At 63.8% G+C, this 17069-nt stretch carries 11 protein-coding genes, 1 tRNA gene and 1 rRNA gene; 6 read left to right on the plus strand and 7 right to left on the minus strand.

Features of this window, described 5'->3' with window-relative positions; genetic code table 11:
• Positions 1–15 precede the first annotated feature (15 nt).
• Complete coding sequence (locus FCF25_RS00155) at positions 16–2286, minus strand: class I SAM-dependent DNA methyltransferase (RefSeq protein ID WP_137046901.1); 2271 nt, start codon at positions 2284–2286, stop codon at positions 16–18.
• A 179-nt stretch (positions 2287–2465) separates the two neighbouring features.
• Here FCF25_RS00155 and FCF25_RS00160 point away from each other — a divergent pair, with 179 nt between their 5' ends.
• Positions 2466–3230 carry a hypothetical protein gene (locus FCF25_RS00160; protein WP_137046902.1) on the plus strand — a complete coding sequence of 255 codons (765 nt, stop codon included), beginning with the start codon at positions 2466–2468 and terminating at the stop codon, positions 3228–3230.
• A gap of 27 nt (positions 3231–3257) precedes the next feature.
• On the opposite strand, the gene FCF25_RS00165 is transcribed toward FCF25_RS00160, so the two are convergent.
• Positions 3258–4235, minus strand: coding sequence for an AIR synthase family protein (locus tag FCF25_RS00165; RefSeq protein WP_137046903.1), 978 nt, complete (start codon positions 4233–4235; stop codon positions 3258–3260).
• A gap of 146 nt (positions 4236–4381) precedes the next feature.
• Between FCF25_RS00165 and FCF25_RS00170 the strand changes: the two genes are divergently transcribed.
• Both FCF25_RS00170 and FCF25_RS00175 read left to right on the plus strand, forming a co-directional pair.
• Positions 4382–5446 (plus strand): alanine--glyoxylate aminotransferase family protein, encoded by a 1065-nt coding sequence (locus tag FCF25_RS00170; protein ID WP_137046904.1) that lies wholly within the window; start codon positions 4382–4384, stop codon positions 5444–5446.
• Positions 5447–5822: 376 nt separating this feature from the next.
• Positions 5823–6293 (plus strand): HalOD1 output domain-containing protein, encoded by a 471-nt coding sequence (locus FCF25_RS00175; protein WP_137046905.1) that lies wholly within the window; start codon positions 5823–5825, stop codon positions 6291–6293.
• Between the two features lie 151 nt (positions 6294–6444).
• On the opposite strand, the gene FCF25_RS00180 is transcribed toward FCF25_RS00175, so the two are convergent.
• The 3 genes from FCF25_RS00180 to FCF25_RS00190 all read right to left on the minus strand — a co-directional run bounded on the left by FCF25_RS00180 (position 6445) and on the right by FCF25_RS00190 (position 10117).
• Positions 6445–8358 carry a DEAD/DEAH box helicase gene (locus tag FCF25_RS00180; protein ID WP_117590945.1) on the minus strand — a complete coding sequence of 638 codons (1914 nt, stop codon included), beginning with the start codon at positions 8356–8358 and terminating at the stop codon, positions 6445–6447.
• A gap of 340 nt (positions 8359–8698) precedes the next feature.
• A complete protein-coding gene (locus tag FCF25_RS00185; protein WP_137046906.1) occupies positions 8699–9205 on the minus strand; it encodes a hypothetical protein in 507 nt (168 codons plus the stop codon).
• 342 nt (positions 9206–9547) lie between these two features.
• Positions 9548–10117: a hypothetical protein gene (locus FCF25_RS00190; protein WP_254425869.1), complete on the minus strand. Its 570-nt coding sequence runs from the start codon at positions 10115–10117 to the stop codon at positions 9548–9550.
• A 1609-nt stretch (positions 10118–11726) separates the two neighbouring features.
• Between FCF25_RS00190 and FCF25_RS00195 the strand changes: the two genes are divergently transcribed.
• A complete protein-coding gene (locus FCF25_RS00195; RefSeq protein WP_117590943.1) occupies positions 11727–12932 on the plus strand; it encodes a Cdc6/Cdc18 family protein in 1206 nt (401 codons plus the stop codon).
• Between the two features lie 192 nt (positions 12933–13124).
• Here the strand turns inward: FCF25_RS00195 and FCF25_RS00200 are convergent, their stop codons facing one another.
• Both FCF25_RS00200 and FCF25_RS00205 read right to left on the minus strand, forming a co-directional pair.
• Entirely contained in the window at positions 13125–13916 is a 792-nt protein-coding gene (locus FCF25_RS00200) for a winged helix-turn-helix domain-containing protein (RefSeq protein WP_117590942.1), read from the minus strand.
• Between the two features lie 131 nt (positions 13917–14047).
• Positions 14048–14608: a TATA-box-binding protein gene (locus tag FCF25_RS00205; protein ID WP_117590941.1), complete on the minus strand. Its 561-nt coding sequence runs from the start codon at positions 14606–14608 to the stop codon at positions 14048–14050.
• A 551-nt stretch (positions 14609–15159) separates the two neighbouring features.
• Here FCF25_RS00205 and FCF25_RS00210 point away from each other — a divergent pair.
• Both FCF25_RS00210 and FCF25_RS00215 read left to right on the plus strand, forming a co-directional pair.
• Positions 15160–16632, plus strand: a 16S ribosomal RNA gene (locus FCF25_RS00210).
• 154 nt (positions 16633–16786) lie between these two features.
• Positions 16787–16858: transfer RNA gene (locus tag FCF25_RS00215), tRNA-Ala, on the plus strand.
• The last annotated feature ends 211 nt before the right edge of the window (positions 16859–17069 follow it).

The following is a 17069-nucleotide window of genomic DNA, read 5'->3' on the forward strand; positions in this document are numbered from 1 at the left end:
GGTCGACTGTCGAACTTAAGAATTATCATCCCGTTCGGCGAGCAACCGCTCGACGGCGCGGTCGAGTTCCCCCGTCACGACCTCCAGTTCGGGTATCGTCGTTCGGTTGTACTCGCGCTTGCTCACGTCGACGTGGCCCGGGACGATTTCGTGCGCGCGCTCGGAGCAGTCGGCGATGCGGCGAAAGAGGGGAGTATCGCGCCACTCGGGGAGGTAGAGCTTCGAGACGGCCGCTTTCGAGAGGCTGGCCTTCCCCTCGCCGCCGAGTTCGCGCAGGCAGCGCTGGTACGGCGCGGAGTTGAGCAACCCGCAGAGAAAGTGCGCCTCCCGGCGGTCGTCGGTGGCGACGAACATACAGTGGTCGCCGGGGACGACCGTCTTCTCGCCCAGTTCGGGGTCGTCGACGGTCGAGACGACGACGAAGTGGGGTTTGAATCCGAGGCGGCACCAGACGACCTTGTAGTCGGCCCACGTGTACGGTCCGAGTCCGAACAGGTTGTAGAACGGTCCGCCGTCGAACCACGTCGACGCCCGCCCGTCGAGCGTTTCGCGGTGGTTCGCGAGGTAGTCGTACGTCCGGGGCGCGTCGCGGGCGAGTTCCGACTCGTTCTCCTCGTTCGTGCGCCGCTGTGGAACGAGGTGACGGTCGTGACCGAACAGGCCGAACTTCACGACGTGTTTCGAGCGGAGGTACGGGTAGAGGTGGTCGAGTTCCAGCGTCGACACCAGTCGGTCGTCGACGGTGAACACCGCCTTCGCGTCGTCCTTGAGCCCGTGTCGAATCTCGTGGGCGCACGGGCCGAGCGCCGCGCGTTCGGCGTCGACGCGGACCCAGGAGCCCGCGGGGTCGTCGACGTCGACGGGGACGAGTCCCGTCGTCTCGGTGTCGAGCGTCCGGTGCATCGCGTCGAGACTGTCGAACGCGGGCGGGGCGGGGGCGTCGGGGTCGCTCCGTGCTCGCCACGTGCGAAAACTCACCGGAAACTCGGTGTCGGCGTCGGCGGTGAACTCGTACAACGCCGCCGCCGCGCGCACTTGGTCGCCGAACGGCGCGAGAGCACCGAAATCCTCGACGCGGCGCAGCGAGAGCGGGCGGTCGCCGACGCGGAGTTGCCTGAGCAGTCGCCCCGCCGGTCCGCTTCGGAGGTCGCGTTTGAGCACGAACGCCGCGCGGCCGCCCTCTTCGAGATAGCGCTCGATGCAGACCCAGACGAACGGCACCGACAGGTCGTCGTTGGCGTGGCCGAGCAGCCGTTCTGCCCCGCGACGCGGCAGGAGGCCTAAGCGGTCGATGTGGCGTTCGCGCCACCGCGAACGCGCGCGTTCGCTGAGTCGCTCCCACGTGAGCCACGGCGGATTCCCGACGAGCACGTCGGCGCGGAGGTCGGTCGTCGGCGAGGCGGTCCGGGCGGGAGCGGCCGACTCCCCGCCGAGGCCCAACGAATCCCCTAAGTAGACGGGGAGTTCGACCGTCGGCGAGTCGACGTCGGCGAGAAGCGGCGTCAGCGTCAGGAGATACGCGAGGCGAGCGCAGCGAACGGCGACCGGGTTGAGGTCGACGCCGACGACGGTCGAGGTGATTCGGTCGAGCGTCTCTCGGGGCGTGAGGTCCGAAAGCGCCGCCCGCTTTCGGTCGACGGCCGCGGCGAGGAAGACGCCGGCACCGCACGCGGGGTCCAGTACCGTCTCGTCGGCGCAGTCGCCCGGGAGCGCCAGTTCGGCGATTCCTCGGGGGGTGTAGTACTCCCCGAGTGAGAGTCGCGCGCGCCGGGAGACGGTTCGCTCGTAGAGGTGGCCGACGGCGGTCGGTCCCAGCGAGTCGAGGGTAGCCGGCTCCGCGGATTCGAGTCGTGCGAGTCGCGCCGCGCTCTCCTCGTCGAAGTCGTCTCGAATCCGTCGGTGGGCGGCGTCGAAGGGTACGGTGAAATCGGCGTCCACGTCGACGCAGGCGGGTGCGGGCGACGACCGACAGTCGGCGTCGAACGCGGATTCGACCGCACGTCTGAGTCGTGAAACGGCGAAATCTGCGGCGAGAACGTCGAGAAAGACTGTGCGTTCCGTCGGGGCGTCGGCTGCTCGGTCCTCGAGTGCCGCGGCGTCGGCCGCTCGGTCGGTGGCGTAGAACACCGCGCCGTGGTGGTGCCGGACGAACGCCGTCCATCTCTCGGCCGCGTCGACTACGGCGACGTCGCCGTCGCGGAGGCGCTCGGTCGCCGCCTCTCGGTACGTCTCGCAGAGTCGCTCGGCGGATTCCAAGAGCGTCTCGTTCGATATCGGGTCGGTCATCGCCGACGCGCCGGCGAGAGACGGTCCGAAAGCGGCGCGGGCCCGGCGAGCGAGGCGGGAATCACGGTTCTCGTGGACGGTCTTGCGGAAGCGACTTAACGGTAGTTACACCGGTCGAAATCTCCCGCGGGCGACCCGAGTGCAGAGCGTTGATTACGTCGCCGCGCCGTCGGTTCGGCATGACCGACGAGCGACAGGCGACGTTCGGGTCCGACGGGAGCCTCCGGGCGAACACGCCGCCGGAAGCGACCGGGGAAAACGACTTCGGCGAGGAGAAAGCGGAGAACGAGACCGACGGCGGCTACAGCCGGTACGTCGTGTCGAGTCTGCTCCAGAAGGCCGTCAGGCGGTCCGACGAGGAGGTCGCCGCGTGGGCGGCGTGGGAGCTCGCGCGCTCGGGGTTCGGCTGGAACCTCTGGGACCGCCTCAACCTCTACGTCGTCGAGGACCTCCGCGCGGGCGACGAGGTGGCGCTGACCATCGAGCGCTACGAGGAGCTCGCGACCGACCGGTGGTCGATGGACTCGTGGGAGGGCCGCCTCTGCGCCATCCACGCCGCGCTGGCGGCCGCGCGCGCCCCGTCGACCCGCGAGGCGTCGAACGCCGACGAGTACTTCCGAAAGGTCGCCGAGGAGCGGGCGGCGGCGCGCGAACGCGGCGAGGACCCCGCCCACGACTTCCCGGTCGGCGACCTCGAAGCCGGCGGGACGTTCGACGCCGTCTTCGACGGTCACACCGGCGAGGGGTCGAAACGCGGGCGGGGAACGGAGTTCTTCAAAACCCGCGGCGCGCGCGTCGGCCCCGAGGGAGAAAGCGAGTTGAGCGCGCGCTGGCAGCGCCTCGCCATGGTGTTAGACGACATCGACTACACGGAGGAACAGATTCGCCGGGCCGTCGAACCGGTCGACCCCGAAGCGCGGTGGGAGGAACCCGAAGAGTTCTGAGTCGATTCGGACGGGCGCTGCGGGAACTCAGTCCCAAAGCGCGTACATGTCGTCCGCCGGCGGCGACGCGAGGAACTCGTCGCCGAGGCGGAGTCCAGCCGCTTCGTGGTCCGTGTCTTCTGGCCGCTCGACGGTGCCGATTTCCGCGGCGTCGACACCTGCGTCACTCAGCGCCGCCAGCGCTTCGTCGACGGCTGTCTCGGAGACGGTGGCGACGAGTGCGCCCGACCCGAGAACCCGGAGCGGGTCGACGTCCGCTGCGTCGCAGAGTCGGCGGGTCTCGGGACGGATGGGAACGTCGCCGGGGTCGACCGAGAGCACGGCGTCGCTGGCGACGGCCATCTCGGTGAGACCGGCGGCGACGCCGCCCTCGGTCGGGTCGTGCATCGCCGCCGCGAACGGTTCGAGCGCCGCCGCGTCCGGGATGACGCTCAGGTCGTCGAAGAACGACGTCGCGTCGGCGACGAGGTCCGCGGGGAGGTCGAACTCGTCGGCGAAGTCCGACGCGAGCACGGCGGTTCCCTCGATACCGGCGGCCTTGGTCAGGAGAACTCGGTCGCCCGGTCGCGCGCCGCCGGTCGAGACGTACCGGTCGGCGGCGCCGGCGCAGGTCAGCGAGAGAAGCGGTCGGGAGAGCGCCGAGACGGACTCGCTGTGACCGCCGACGATAGTGATACCGAGCCGGTTCGCTTCGGCGTCGAGTTGAGCGGTGATGGTGTCGAGCAGCGCCGGGTCGTCGTCGGGCAGGAGAATCGTGCAGGTCAGCCACTCCGGAACGCCGCCGCAGGCGGCCACGTCGTTGGAGACGATGGCGACGCCGAGCGTCCCGATTCGTTCGGCGGCCAGCGAGATCGGGTCGGTGCTGACGACGAGCGTCTCGCCGCCGACTCGCACGGCGGCGGCGTCCTCGCCGAACGCCGGGCCGACGAGTAGGTCGTCGTTCGGTGCGCCCGTCCGCGAGAAGACGTAGGCGGCGAGGTCGTCGGGCGTGAACTTGCCGGTCATGGCCCACTCTGCGAACGGGCGGGACATGTGTCTTCCCGTCGCGGCCGACGCGAGGATGGCGGATAAAGGGGGAGGACGAACGGAGTGGAGGGCGAAATCGCCGCCGCCACCGACGGGCTAAAGTTCCGAAGCGCGGAGACACGAGTATGCTACTCACGCCCGGTCCGACCGCCGTTCCGGAACCCGTTCGACGCGCGATGGCGCGCGAGCAGCCGAACCCCGACGTGGAGGAGCGCTTCCGCGTCCGTTACGAGGGCCTGTGCGAGAAACTCGCCGAGGTGTACGACGCCGACCACGACGTCGTCGTCCCCGGCGGCGAGGGGATTCTGGGGTTGGAAGCCGCCGTCGCCTCGCTCGTCGAACCCGGCGACCGCGTGCTCTGCATCTCGAACGGACTCTACGGCGACGGGTTCGTCGACTTCGTGGAGAACTACGGCGGAGAACCGACGCTCGTCGGCGTCGAACACACGGAGGCGCTCGACGTCGACGCCGTGGAGGCGGCGCTCGAACGGAGCGAGGAGCTGGACGAACCGTTCGAGTTCGCGACGATGGTTCACTGCGAGACGCCCACGGGGACGCTCACGAACCTCGAACCCGTGTTGGACGCGCTCGACGACCACGGCGTGCTCTCCGTCGTCGACGCCGTCTCGTCGCTCGGCGGGACGCCCGTCCCGACGGAGCGTATCGACGTGTGCCTCGGCGGGTCGCAGAAGTGCTTCAGCGCGCCGCCGGGGCTGACGACGGCCGCCATCAGCGACGAGGCGTGGGCGGCGATGGAGGCTCGCGACCCCTCGTCGCTGTACACGAACTTCCTGCCGTGGCGCGACGTGAGCGAGGAGTTCCCCTACACGCATCTGACCGCGAACGTCGCGGCGCTCGACGCCGCCGTCGACCTGCTCCTCGAAGAGGGGTTAGACGCGGTGTACGACCGCCACGTCGCCGCCGCGGAGGTGTGTCGCGAGCGCGGAGAGGAGATGGGTCTGGAGCTGTTCGCCGACAGCGCACGGCCCTCGCCGACGGTGACGGCGTTTCACGTCCCGGGTCGAGCGAGCGAGTTGCAACGCACGCTGGCCGAGGAACACGACGTGATTCTCTCGACCGGGCTGGGTGACCTCGCCGACGACGTCATCCGCGTCGGCCACATGGGCCACGGAGCGGATATCGAGAAGGTCGACCGAGCGATGGACGCGCTCGAAGCGGCACTCTCGTAGATATCGACCGTCACAGCCCCGCGTAGGGTGTCGACCGGACAATCCCCGCGTGTAGGGTGTCGACCGGACAATCCCCGCGTGTAGGGTGTCGACCGGACAGCCCTCGCGTAGGGTGTTGACCGTCTGACTATCGGACCATCTGGTTATCAGATTATATCACTGTCAGAAAACCCGATTATAAGATTATCTGACTGTCTCATCGTCTGACCGTCGCACGAAAGCGAACGGCGCGGGCGGCGGCAGAAAAGATAGATTCGTCCCCCAAAAAGGAGGTTGTCAATCGAGCGTTCGAGCGGTCGAGCGTTATTTGCGTGATTAGGCGCTCCGGTTATATATCTGGAGCCTTTCTGTAAAGGTGAGGGTTTGAGAAATAAAAATGTCCGGGCAGTCAGGCGGAGATAGACAGAGAGACATCAGCTACGACCCCGAGAGGAACCAGTACAGCGTCGAGTTCGACCGAGCGCGGGACGTTCCGAGCATCGTGCTCGTCGGCGCGCTAGCGGAAATCGAAGGCAGAGACACCAACGACATCGAACCGCTGTACGGGACGGTCGACCCCGATGCGATAGATACGATTTTCCAGCGGGATTCCAGAACGACCGCCGAACGAAACGGGCACCTCACGTTCGACTTCGATGGACGGACAGTGACCGTGTGGGCCGAAGGTCGAATCGATATCTCCCTCAGTGACGCCGAACGAGACGGAGCGGACACACGCCGAGACGAGACAGACGAGAACGGTGCGGAAGAAAGTGAACACGTCGAGGGACGGCGGGACGACGAGAACGTCGAATCGGGACTGACCGACTGCGACTCGGCCGAGGAAGACGAGTCGTCGGAACGCTAACTCGGATGCCGCGAGTCGCTCGGATAGCTCCGTTCGATTCTCGAACTGCGTCGTGCGAAGTGACAGCGTCGGACCCCGGTCGGTACGGGAGGCGTCTCGGTAGAAATCAGTGGTGCGACGGCAACGCGCGGCGGGTCGGTTCGCCGGGGTCCTACTCCTCGCCGCCGGTCGGCCACGCACCCGACTCACGGACGCGGATTCCTTTCTCCGCGAGATGCCGCAGTTGGCGCTCGGCGAAGTCCTCCTCCGGCGACCCGCGGGTGGCGAGCACGTACACCAGGGCGTTGCCCGCGGGCCGCATCGTCCGGCCGGCGCGCTGTGCGCCCTGTCGCCGTGACCCGCCGAGACCGGAGGCGACGATAGCGACCTCGGCGTTCGGGAGGTCGATACCCTCGTCGCCGACGCGGGAGACGACGAGCGTCCGCAGGTCCCCGTCGGAGTCGCGGAACTGCCGGAGGAGCTGTTGGCGGCGGTAGTGCGGCATCTCGCCGCTGATGAACGGCGCGTCGAGCGCGTCTGCGAGCGCCTCGCCCTGTTCGAGCCAATCGACGAAAATCAGGGCTTTCGCGTCCAGATGCTGTCCGCGCAGGTGGCGAACCTCGTCGACTTTCGCGGGGTTGAGCGCCGCGAGTTTGTAGCGCTCGCGGCCGTCGGCGCTTCGGTACTCGTTTTCGGCCATCTCGTCGGTCCACGGGACGTACCGAATCTCGACTTCCGGTTCCTGAACGAAGCCGGCGTCGAACAGTTTCCCCCAGTCGGTGCCGATGGGCGGGCCGACGAGCGTGAAGATGTCCTCTTCCTTGTCGTCCTCGCGGATCGGCGTCGCCGACAGCCCAAGTCGGTGCTTCGTCTGGAGGTCGGCGCTGCGTCTGAACACGCGACTCGGGATGTGGTGGACCTCGTCGTAGACGATGAGTCCCCACGCGCGCGAGTCGAACAGTTGGCGGTGGCGGTCCATCCCCGCGGTCTGGTAGGTGGCGATAGTGACCGGTCGAATCTCCTTTGTCCCGCCGTGATACTCGCCGATCTGCGCGTCTGTGAGCGTCGTGTGTTCGAGCAGTTCCTGTCGCCACTGGCCGGCGAGTTCCCGGCTCGGAACGAGAATCAGGGTTTCGCCGCCGACGGCCGCGAGCACCCCCATGCCGGCGATGGTCTTGCCGCTGCCAGGTGGGCCGACGAGGACGCCCGACCGCTGGTCGACGAAGCGGTCGACCCAGTTCTGCTGGTAGTCGCGTAACTCGACGTCGAGTTCGATTTCGAGCGGGTCGCCGGTGTCGAGGTCGCGCTCGTCCGTGACGGGGTAGCCGGCCTCGTAGAGGACGCGTTTGATAGCCGCCTCCTCCCCCTCGCGGACCCAGCTCTCGGTGTCGGAGATCGGGGCGTGGAGGTGCTGTTCGGTGAGCTTCTCGCGAGCGACGTTACCCATCAGGTCCTCGTTGGCCGCTTCGAGGACGACGTAGCCGTCCTCGTGGGTTTTGAGGGTGAACTGGTGGGCGCGTTTCCACTGCCGTTCGACCCACTCCTCGAGGTGCGGCGAGCGCCGCGGCAGCACCGACCGCATGCTCCGCAGCAAGCCGTCCAACTCGTCGAAGGGGGCCTGCCAGACGTCCTCGGTCCGAATCGTGTAGAGGTAGCCGCGTTCGTCGGTGTCGCCGCCGGTCGTATCGACGAGGTGCGCGAACTGCGACAGTTGCGCGCGGGTGTACTGCTCGGGTCGGTCGACGACGATTTCGCGGCGTTCGGGGAAGAGGATGACCCGTTCGCGCGCGGCGACGTCGCTCCACTGCGTCGGATACCAAACGACTGGGTCGGACTCGACGTCGACGCGCTGGACGGTTCCGGCGCCGGCGAGCGCGTCGAGCGCGTCGACGGCGTCAGCCTGCGAGACGTCGAGTCGGCGAGCGACCTGCTGTGCGGTGACGACTGGTCGCCCTTCGGCCTGCAGCGCATCGTAGAAGGAGTCGAGGGTGACGGAGTCGTCTTCGTTGTCACCGTCGGCGCCGTCGGCGCTCGGCGGCGTCGATACCGCGTCTCGGCGGCTCTCATCGCCGTGGTCGTCGGTCATCGTCCCTGGTAGGAACGCCGACGGAAAACCGCTTCCGACTCTCTCGAAACTGAGTCGATATGACCGCGCACCGTGGGCGGAACTTCACGTCCGCGAGTCCGAAGGTGTCGTCGTCGGGCCGGTCGACGGCGTGACCGACACGCGGGACTCGGGGGTCGACACTCGAAAAGGAGTGACCCTTCTGGAGTCGACGTTCTTCTGGGGTCGACGTTCTTCTGGAGCCGACGTTCGGGGGAAGCGATTTTTCTGGCGCCAACGCTCGGAGAGAAGTGACTTTTCGGGAATCGGATGCACGACGAGAGTCATAGACAATATCCGACAGTCGGTCAGACCGGGGTTCTCACTCCGGCGGGAGTTCGCGTCGGTGCCGTTTTTCGAGTCGGCTGTAGACGGATTCGATATCGGTCCGGTCGAGCCAGTTCGGGAGTTCGTCGAGCGAACTGTAGCCGTCGAGATAGCTGTACTCGAACGGTTTCTCCGCGAAGTTCCGGAACGCTTCGACGGGGCGGCCGTCGACGACGGCGACGAACATCCGACCGTCGGTGTCGACGTGCGGCGTCACTTCGTACTGGAGATAGAGGGCGCTGACGGCCAGTGCACTGGCGAGCGGAACGGGTCCTTTCGTGAGTTGCCACGTCACGTCCCTGTCGGTGTACTCGACGGTCGCGAGGTAGCCGTCGGCGACGCCGAAACACTCGACGACGGTGCCGGCCTTGCGCCACCGTACCTCGTTTCGCGTGAGCCAGACGCGCTGCCAGGACCGACTCGACCGCTCCGAGGCGAGTCGAGTCTCGGTCCAGTCGATTCCCGAGCGAACCGACTCGACGGCCGGCCAGACGACTCGCAACACTGCCCGTCGTGTTCGTGTTGCTGCTCTCCCGAATGCTGGTTTTCGCATAGTGAGCTCTCCCGCCTCCGAGGCTCATCCTCCCCTCGGCGGACGATACCGTACGTTCGTACTCTGAGTAGTTATATTTCCGCTTGTAGAGCCTCCACCGGACACTCTCGGGGTCTTGATTGTCAACAATACTGAATCCTCGAACGTCGGGATGATCGCGCAATCGAACGCACGAAATGGCGGTACCGTCGGGATGTGGAAACGGCGGTACCGTCGAGATGTCGAAACGGCGATGTCCAAGCAGCGGCGTGGTAAACGCCCGACGACAGGGTCGCGAACTGTGGGATGCGCTTAGCCCCGACGACAGGCGGTCGTGAGCAACTGTCGTTTCGACCGGAACCGACCTCGGCAGTCGCAACACTCGACGTGGCCGTCGCCTGCGGCGGTCGTGAGTCGGTGTTCGCCCATCTCGAACGGGCGTTCGACGATTCGCGGACGGATGCGTGACGGAATCCGGCAGTCGGACTCCTCGCTGAGCGCGGCTCTGAGACGAATCGTGTGAACGTCGTCGACCGTCCAGCGGTCTGCGGCCATCGCCTCGTCCCAATCGTCGATTTCGGTCCACGCGGTGACCACGACCGGCGAGGTCGTCTCCGTGTCGCCGACGACGACGAGGAACCGGACGCCGTTGCGGACGAGGGCGAATCGCCACCCCTCGGTCCGGTTCCACCGAAGCTGTCCGTACTCGATGGCGTCGCTCACCGTAGAGAGTGAGACGTATCGACCCGGCTGTCGCAGTCGCTCGCGGAAATGGTCGGTGAGCGCGTAGAGAGTCGGGTCTCTGAGCGGCGGGTCGTGTGGCGTTCTTTTCGAGCGGATGCTCGGCGATTCGACGCGTTGACCGCCGTGTCGAGTGGCCACTGTTGACACGTATACCTCCGCCCGATATTGACTGTTACGCCCACCGGCAGTCAGTGAAACACCGTCGAGAGGGTCACGAGTACGGTGTACGGCTCCGTGTCTGTGGGTAGAGAACCGCGGCGACGGGCGCGGCCCGACGAGCGTGTCCCACACCGCGTTTCCGGTGAATGTGAGATTGTGACGGACCGCAGTAGAAGCCCGGACACGCGATTCCACACCGCAGTCGACCTCTCACGTACAAGGTCGACCGTCACCGAATTTCCGGTGAATTTCGAGTAGATGCCGGGGAGAGTGTGAGAGACACCGAGTTTCCGGTGAAAGTCGAGGAGGTCTCTGTATCTACGTTTGACAGACACCTTGTTTCCGGTGAAATCTGATATTGCCTCGGCGAGAACTGGTGTCCGCTCTGAGACGCTGCGCACGGCGTCGCACAGTGGAGTGTATCCACTTGGAGTGGTCTGTCACAGACTCGTTGTAGACTCAGAGGTTGTGGGTACCAGGGGTTGTCGGTGCCAGAGGCTGTCAGTACCAGAGGTTGTCGGTGCCAGAGGCTGTCAGTACCAGAGGTTGTCGGTGCCAGAGGCTGTCAGTACCAGAGGCTGTCGGTACCAGAGACTCGTTACGGAACACGCGAGAGTGAGAAACCGGGTGTCCGCGGGCAAGTGCGGGCAAGCACGAGCAAGTACGAGCAAGCACGAGTGTTCGAGTAGGTGCGAGTAGATGCGAGTAGGTACGAGTAAGCCAGAGTGTCGCACACCACGTTTCCGGTGAAAGCGTATCGAGGAAGAATCCGTAGCGTCCGACGAGAGGTGACGTTCTACAGTTCGGAGGACGAACTGTGGTGTTTTACGATTAAACGGGAATAGGTGCACGAGTGTCCAGGCGGGCGCGGACACACCACGTTTCCGGTGAACGGGGAAGAAACGTCGCTCGGAAACGGTGCACCGAACGAGAGGGGGAGGGACGGTTGTCGTTCTGGGGGATATTTGCCGGTGGTCTGTCGATGAGAGCCGCTTCGATAACCTACTGATTTATCACACGTAACCTACAACAGTCCAGTAAATCGGTTGCAGTAGTTCTATCGAGTGAGGTTGCGAACGGGTTCCAGATGAATCGACGGTCGGTGAAGCGTTCTGCGGGTAGTTTACGAAGAACTCTCAGAGACCGACGACGTACCGCAGAGACCGACGACGCACTTCGTGTGCGACCGGTGCAGGGAGCATCGGACCAGCTGGCTCGACGGTTCGATTCGCCTCCGGCCGTCCTCCCGAGATGTTGAGTTCTAATCTCCGTAGTCGTTGGTTCTAATCTCCGTAGTCGTTGCCCGGTCTGAACCCATCACATTCTGTACTCCTCGTTTCTCGTTCCCTGTACTCACTGTTTACTCCGATCCTCCGAACGTTCACCTCCGTCGTTGCACCTGTAGTTCGCGACCCCCGCCGGTTGGAATCTTCCGGGAAGGGAGGGGTCACCTCGTTTCCGGTGAACCGAAACCCCCGTTTCGTGTGGACCCTCTCCTCACCTTTGACCCCGTTCACCGGAAACGTGGTGTGTGTGTCGACGGTCGGAAATCCGAAACCATTTCACCGGAAACGTGGTGTGCTCGGGTATGCCGGACGCAGGGGACGACCTCTTCACGCGCGAGGACCCGATATTCGCCAACAAAGAGCTACTCGAGATCAGCCACCTGCCGGGTGAGGGTCGAATCGTCGGCCGCGACGACGAGATCTCGGACCTCGCGACGGCGGTGAACCCCGCCATCTTCGGACAGAGTCCCAGCAACGTCCTCATCTACGGGAAGACGGGAACCGGAAAGTCGCTCTGTGCGAAGTACGTCTCCCAACGACTCGTCGAAACTGCGAGCGAGGAGGCGGTCAACGCGACGTTCGCCTACGTCGACTGCGCGCAGGACACGACCGAGACGCAGGCGGTCCAGACTATCGCCGACAGCGTCAACCAGTCGGAACTCACCGACATCAAAGTCCCCGACAAGGGCCTCAGCACGGCGACGTACTACAAGCGCCTGTGGCGGATCTTGGACGTGACGTACGACGTCGTCCTCATCATCTTAGACGAGATAGACAAACTGGAGAACGACGACATCCTTATGCAACTCTCGCGTGCGGGCGAGGCCGGCAAGATCGAGAACTGTAAACTCGGCGTCATCGGCATCAGCAACAAGATACAGTACAAAGACCGGATGGACGAACGCGTCAAGAGCAGCCTCTGCGAGCGCGAGTTCGTCTTTCCGCCGTACGACGCCAACCAGCTCCGTGATATCATGGACGCTCGCAGCGACGCGTTCCGCGACGGCGTCCTCGACCCGTCGACGATTCCACGGGCGGCGGCACTCGCGGCGCGCGAACACGGTGACGCGCGGAAGGCTATCGACATCCTTCGATACGCCGGTGAGATTGCGCAGTCGAACGGCGCACCGACGGTCAAGGAGATCTACGTCACGCAAGCGCGCGAACGCGCGGAGACGGACCGCTTCCGTGAACTCATCCGCGGGTCGACACCGCACTCGCGCTACGTTCTGCAGGCGCTCGCGGTTCTCTCGCTGTCGAATCAGCGGAAGGACGGGTTCAGGACCAGTCGCGTGTACGAGATTTACGAGAGTATCTGTCGACAGGAGGGGTCGGACAGCCTCTCGCTTCGTCGCGTTCGCGACTTACTGAAAGAACACGCGTTTCTCGACATCATCGAACAGTCGAAACACAGCGGCGGCAGCGCCGAGGGCAGCTACACGAAACACCAACTACTCGAAAATCCCGAAGTAGTGAAAGAAGTTCTGACCGAAAACGGCGACTCGTAGTCGTCTCCGCGCTCTGAATCGGTGGGAGGGCCGAAACTGGTCAGCGAACGGTGACTGCGTTTTGCTCGTCGTCGGAGGCTGTTATATATTTTCTCACTGACTATGTACCCGAAACCATCACGCGTGACGGGGGCCATCACACCGGCCTCGACTCGGGTGCCGACGTCACCGTCTCCGCCAACCGTTCTCCCGCTACTCCGAGAGCGTCGTCGAGACCGGATCGACCTCGCTGGCCGTTTCGCGGACACTCTGGTACTCGCTTTCTACCCACTCGACCAGTTCCGGGTCGTCGCCGTCGAGGCACGCGACCAGGTTTCCGGTGTCGTACGCGCCCAACCACGCGTAACCGTCGAACAACGCGAGGCCGACGTCGATCGGCGAGGGCGATAGATACAGCGAGAACTGGTCGAGTTCGGCCGCTCGCTCGGTCGCCTCCGGGTCGACCGCGGGCGAGGCTTCGAGCACTGACGTGTCGACGACCAGTTCCATCTCGGTGTTCGGTGCGATGACGCGCGCTGCCGCCTCGTTGAACACTCGGCTTACGATGGGTGTCATCCCGCGGAACCGGCCGACGGAATCCGTGCCGAGCACGGAGAGAAATCGGTGGATGGGCGCGTGTGGGTCCTCCGACGTTCCGACGGTTATCGTCGCGCGCTGGCACACCTCGTGTGAGAGGTCGGTGAGCGAGTCGCAGACGTTCGCGGCGAACGGAGCGATGCGTCTCGCGTCCTCGTTCGCTTCGACGAGCGCGTGGTACCGATCCAACACGAGTTCACCGCCGAGTGTGAGATGGTACTGCGGCGAACGCTTCTCGACCCACCCTCGTTCGGTGAACCCCGCGAGGGCGCGCTGAACGGTCTCGCGCGTGCAGGGACACGTCTCCGCGAGTTCTATCGGTCGCTGTGGCGTGCGCTGGAGTTGTTCGAGTACAGCGACTCGACTCGCCGAACCGACGAGGAACGCGATATCCTCGCGTGCGGTCATCCACTCGACTCTTTTTGCCCCCCGTATTTGACGGTTTTGTCCGAGACGATGCTGCGGCCGACCTCCTCCGGTCGCCTCGCAGGGTCCGGTCACGTCTCGCGTGATAGCGTCGTCGACGCGTTCGTCGTCGGTCAGCCGAGTAGACCGAGGTTCTGAATTCGTTCGACGATCTCTTCGACCGCTGTCTCGGCGTCGTCGGTTCGTTTGCCGCCCGTGATAACGATTTTCCCGCTCCCGAACAGCAGAATGACGACCTCCGGGTGGTCCATACGGTAGACGAGTCCCGGGAACTGCTCGGGTTCGTACTCGACGTCCTCGAGACCGAGACCGATCGCGAGCGCGTTGAGGTTGAGATTGTGGCCGAGGTCCGCACTGGAGACGATGTTCTGGACGGTGATCTCGGGGCTCTCCTCGACGGGAATACGCAGGTCACGGAGTTTCTCGAATATTATCCCGAGCGCCTCGTGGACGTCGTCGATGCTCTTGGCACCAGTACAGACGATCTTCCCGGAGCGGAAGATGAGTGCGGCCGCCTTCGGATTCTGCGTCCGGTAGACGAGACCGGGGAAGTTATCCGGATTGAAATCCGCCCCGGGAAGGTCCTCTGCGAGCGCCTCCAGGTCGAGCTCTTGTCCAATACCAGTCGATGCGACTACGTTCTGTATCTCGATTGAATCTGCCGGCGTCGTCATTGTTCGGTCTGGTTTCCTCGCCCCGGCCTTATAAACCGACACGAATCTTGTCTCACACATGCGTGCGAATGATAATATTACTATCGCGTCCATCCGCTCTCCACCCGCCGAGTGCTACGGTGTCGCATCGACTGAGAACTGATCTGTACCGTGCCGGTGAGTACCACGTTGAACGGTAACTCGAATTTGTGGATATTTTTCGTAGATAGGAGTGAATCAACAGCGTTAAGTTCTACGTACCACTCAATAGAAATGCAGCAAGACGCAGTGTGGTTCGGTGGCCGTTCAAGCCGGTCACCAATCACGGACCGCCAACGAGATTCGACGGGTTTATACCCGACAATCGCATTGGTTCAGGTCCGAAGGAAATGAGGATTCCGCCCCTGCGGTCCGCCGTACAGACGGAATCTGATGTGAGCCAACGTAGTTCGGTGACACCCGACCGACCGACGGTCCCGTCGCCGAACTCGGACCATGCAATACCTATAACGGTGATTCGCTCTCGTCAGAGAGCAAATCCCGCCACCCCCTGACCCATTCGGGTCAGGAACATTCCGGTTGATCCTGCCGGAGGTCATTGCTATCGGGGTCCGATTTAGCCATGCTAGTTGTACGAGTTCAGACTCGTAGCGGATAGCTCCGTAACACGTGGCCAAACTACCCTACAGAGAACGATAACCTCGGGAAACTGAGGCTAATAGTTCATACCGTACCCACGCTGGAATGCCGAGTACCAGAAACGCTCCGGCGCTGTAGGATGTGGCTGCGGCCGATTAGGTAGACGGTGGGGTAACGGCCCACCGTGCCGATAATCGGTACGGGTTGTGAGAGCAAGAACCCGGAGACGGAATCTGAGACAAGATTCCGGGCCCTACGGGGCGCAGCAGGCGCGAAACCTTTACACTGCACGACAGTGCGACAAGGGGACCCCGAGTGCGAGGGCATACAGTCCTCGCTTTTGTGAACCGTAAGGAGGTTCACGAATAAGAGCTGGGCAAGACCGGTGCCAGCCGCCGCGGTAATACCGGCAGCTCGAGTGATGACCGATTTTATTGGGCCTAAAGCGTCCGTAGCTGGCCGCGTAAGTTCATCGGGAAATCCATCCGCTCAACGGATGGACGTCCGGTGAAAACTACACGGCTTGGAGCCGGAAGACCCAAGGGGTACGTCCGGGGTAGGAGTGAAATCCCGTAATCCTGGACGGACCGCCGATGGCGAAAGCACCTTGGGAAGACGGACTCGACAGTGAGGGACGAAAGCTAGGGTCTCGAACCGGATTAGATACCCGGGTAGTCCTAGCCGTAAACGATGCCTGTTAGGTGTGGCACCCACTACGAGTGGGTGCTGTGCCGTAGGGAAGCCGCTAAACAGGCCGCCTGGGAAGTACGTCCGCAAGGATGAAACTTAAAGGAATTGGCGGGGGAGCACTACAACCGGAGGAGCCTGCGGTTTAATTGGACTCAACGCCGGACATCTCACCAGCATCGACAGTAGCGATGATCATCAGGTTGATGACCTCTATGTTGAGCTACTGAGAGGAGGTGCATGGCCGCCGTCAGCTCGTACCGTGAGGCGTCCTGTTAAGTCAGGCAACGAGCGAGACCCGCATCCTTAATTGCCAGCAACACCCCCGGGTGGTTGGGTACATTAAGGAGACTGCCGTGGCTAACACGGAGGAAGGAACGGGCAACGGTAGGTCAGTATGCCCCGAATGTGCTGGGCAACACGCGGGCTACAATGGCCGGGACAAAGGGTTCCAACCTCGAAAGAGGACGGTAATCTCAGAAACCCGGTCGTAGTTCGGATTGTGGGCTGAAACTCGCCCACATGAAGCTGGATTCGGTAGTAATCGCATTTCAGAAGAGTGCGGTGAATACGTCCCTGCTCCTTGCACACACCGCCCGTCAAAGCACCCGAGTGAGGTCCGGATGAGGCTTTCACACGAAAGTCGAATCTGGGCTTCGCAAGGGGGCTTAAGTCGTAACAAGGTAGCCGTAGGGGAATCTGCGGCTGGATCACCTCCTACTGACCCGTGACCAGGCCGACGCGCCTGGCACACCTTTCATTGCACGCGTCCGAGATCGCCGACGACCATCGCTCGGTCGGGCACCTCAGAACTACGTTGGCTCCACAAAGACGCTCCCAGCTCTCGACTCAATTCGGTCGACGACTGGGAGTGGGCCCATAGCTCAGTGGTAGAGTGCCTCCTTTGCAAGGAGGATGCCCAGGGTTCGAATCCCTGTGGGTCCATCACTCGGAGTGAATCGAAGACCGTGTCCCTTAAGTGGGAGACGCCACTCGATTCAACTCCGAAGCAAGACCGATGCACCACCCCGTGCAAGCGCGGGTGGGAAGGGTTGAACACGTGACCATTCACTCCGGCACGTGTCATGAAACCGTGTGTACGTGCAATCCAGACGTCCACTGGACCCGTTCGATTGACTCGAACGGATTACAGTGT

It is taken from the genome of Haloprofundus sp. MHR1 (assembly GCF_005155585.1).
Taxonomy (GTDB): domain Archaea; phylum Halobacteriota; class Halobacteria; order Halobacteriales; family Haloferacaceae; genus Haloprofundus; species Haloprofundus halophilus.

Excerpts from the sequence above, each read along its gene's own strand:
- FCF25_RS00155 (WP_137046901.1), bottom strand. The coding sequence starts at position 2,286 with ATGACCGACCCGATATCGAACGAGACGCTCTTGGAATCCGCCGAGCGA.
- FCF25_RS00160 (WP_137046902.1), top strand. The coding sequence starts at position 2,466 with ATGACCGACGAGCGACAGGCGACGTTCGGGTCCGACGGGAGCCTCCGG.
- FCF25_RS00165 (WP_137046903.1), bottom strand. The coding sequence starts at position 4,235 with ATGACCGGCAAGTTCACGCCCGACGACCTCGCCGCCTACGTCTTCTCG.
- FCF25_RS00170 (WP_137046904.1), top strand. The coding sequence starts at position 4,382 with ATGCTACTCACGCCCGGTCCGACCGCCGTTCCGGAACCCGTTCGACGC.
- FCF25_RS00175 (WP_137046905.1), top strand. The coding sequence starts at position 5,823 with ATGTCCGGGCAGTCAGGCGGAGATAGACAGAGAGACATCAGCTACGAC.
- FCF25_RS00180 (WP_117590945.1), bottom strand. The coding sequence starts at position 8,358 with ATGACCGACGACCACGGCGATGAGAGCCGCCGAGACGCGGTATCGACG.
- FCF25_RS00195 (WP_117590943.1), top strand. The coding sequence starts at position 11,727 with ATGCCGGACGCAGGGGACGACCTCTTCACGCGCGAGGACCCGATATTC.
- FCF25_RS00200 (WP_117590942.1), bottom strand. The coding sequence starts at position 13,916 with ATGACCGCACGCGAGGATATCGCGTTCCTCGTCGGTTCGGCGAGTCGA.
- FCF25_RS00205 (WP_117590941.1), bottom strand. The coding sequence starts at position 14,608 with ATGACGACGCCGGCAGATTCAATCGAGATACAGAACGTAGTCGCATCG.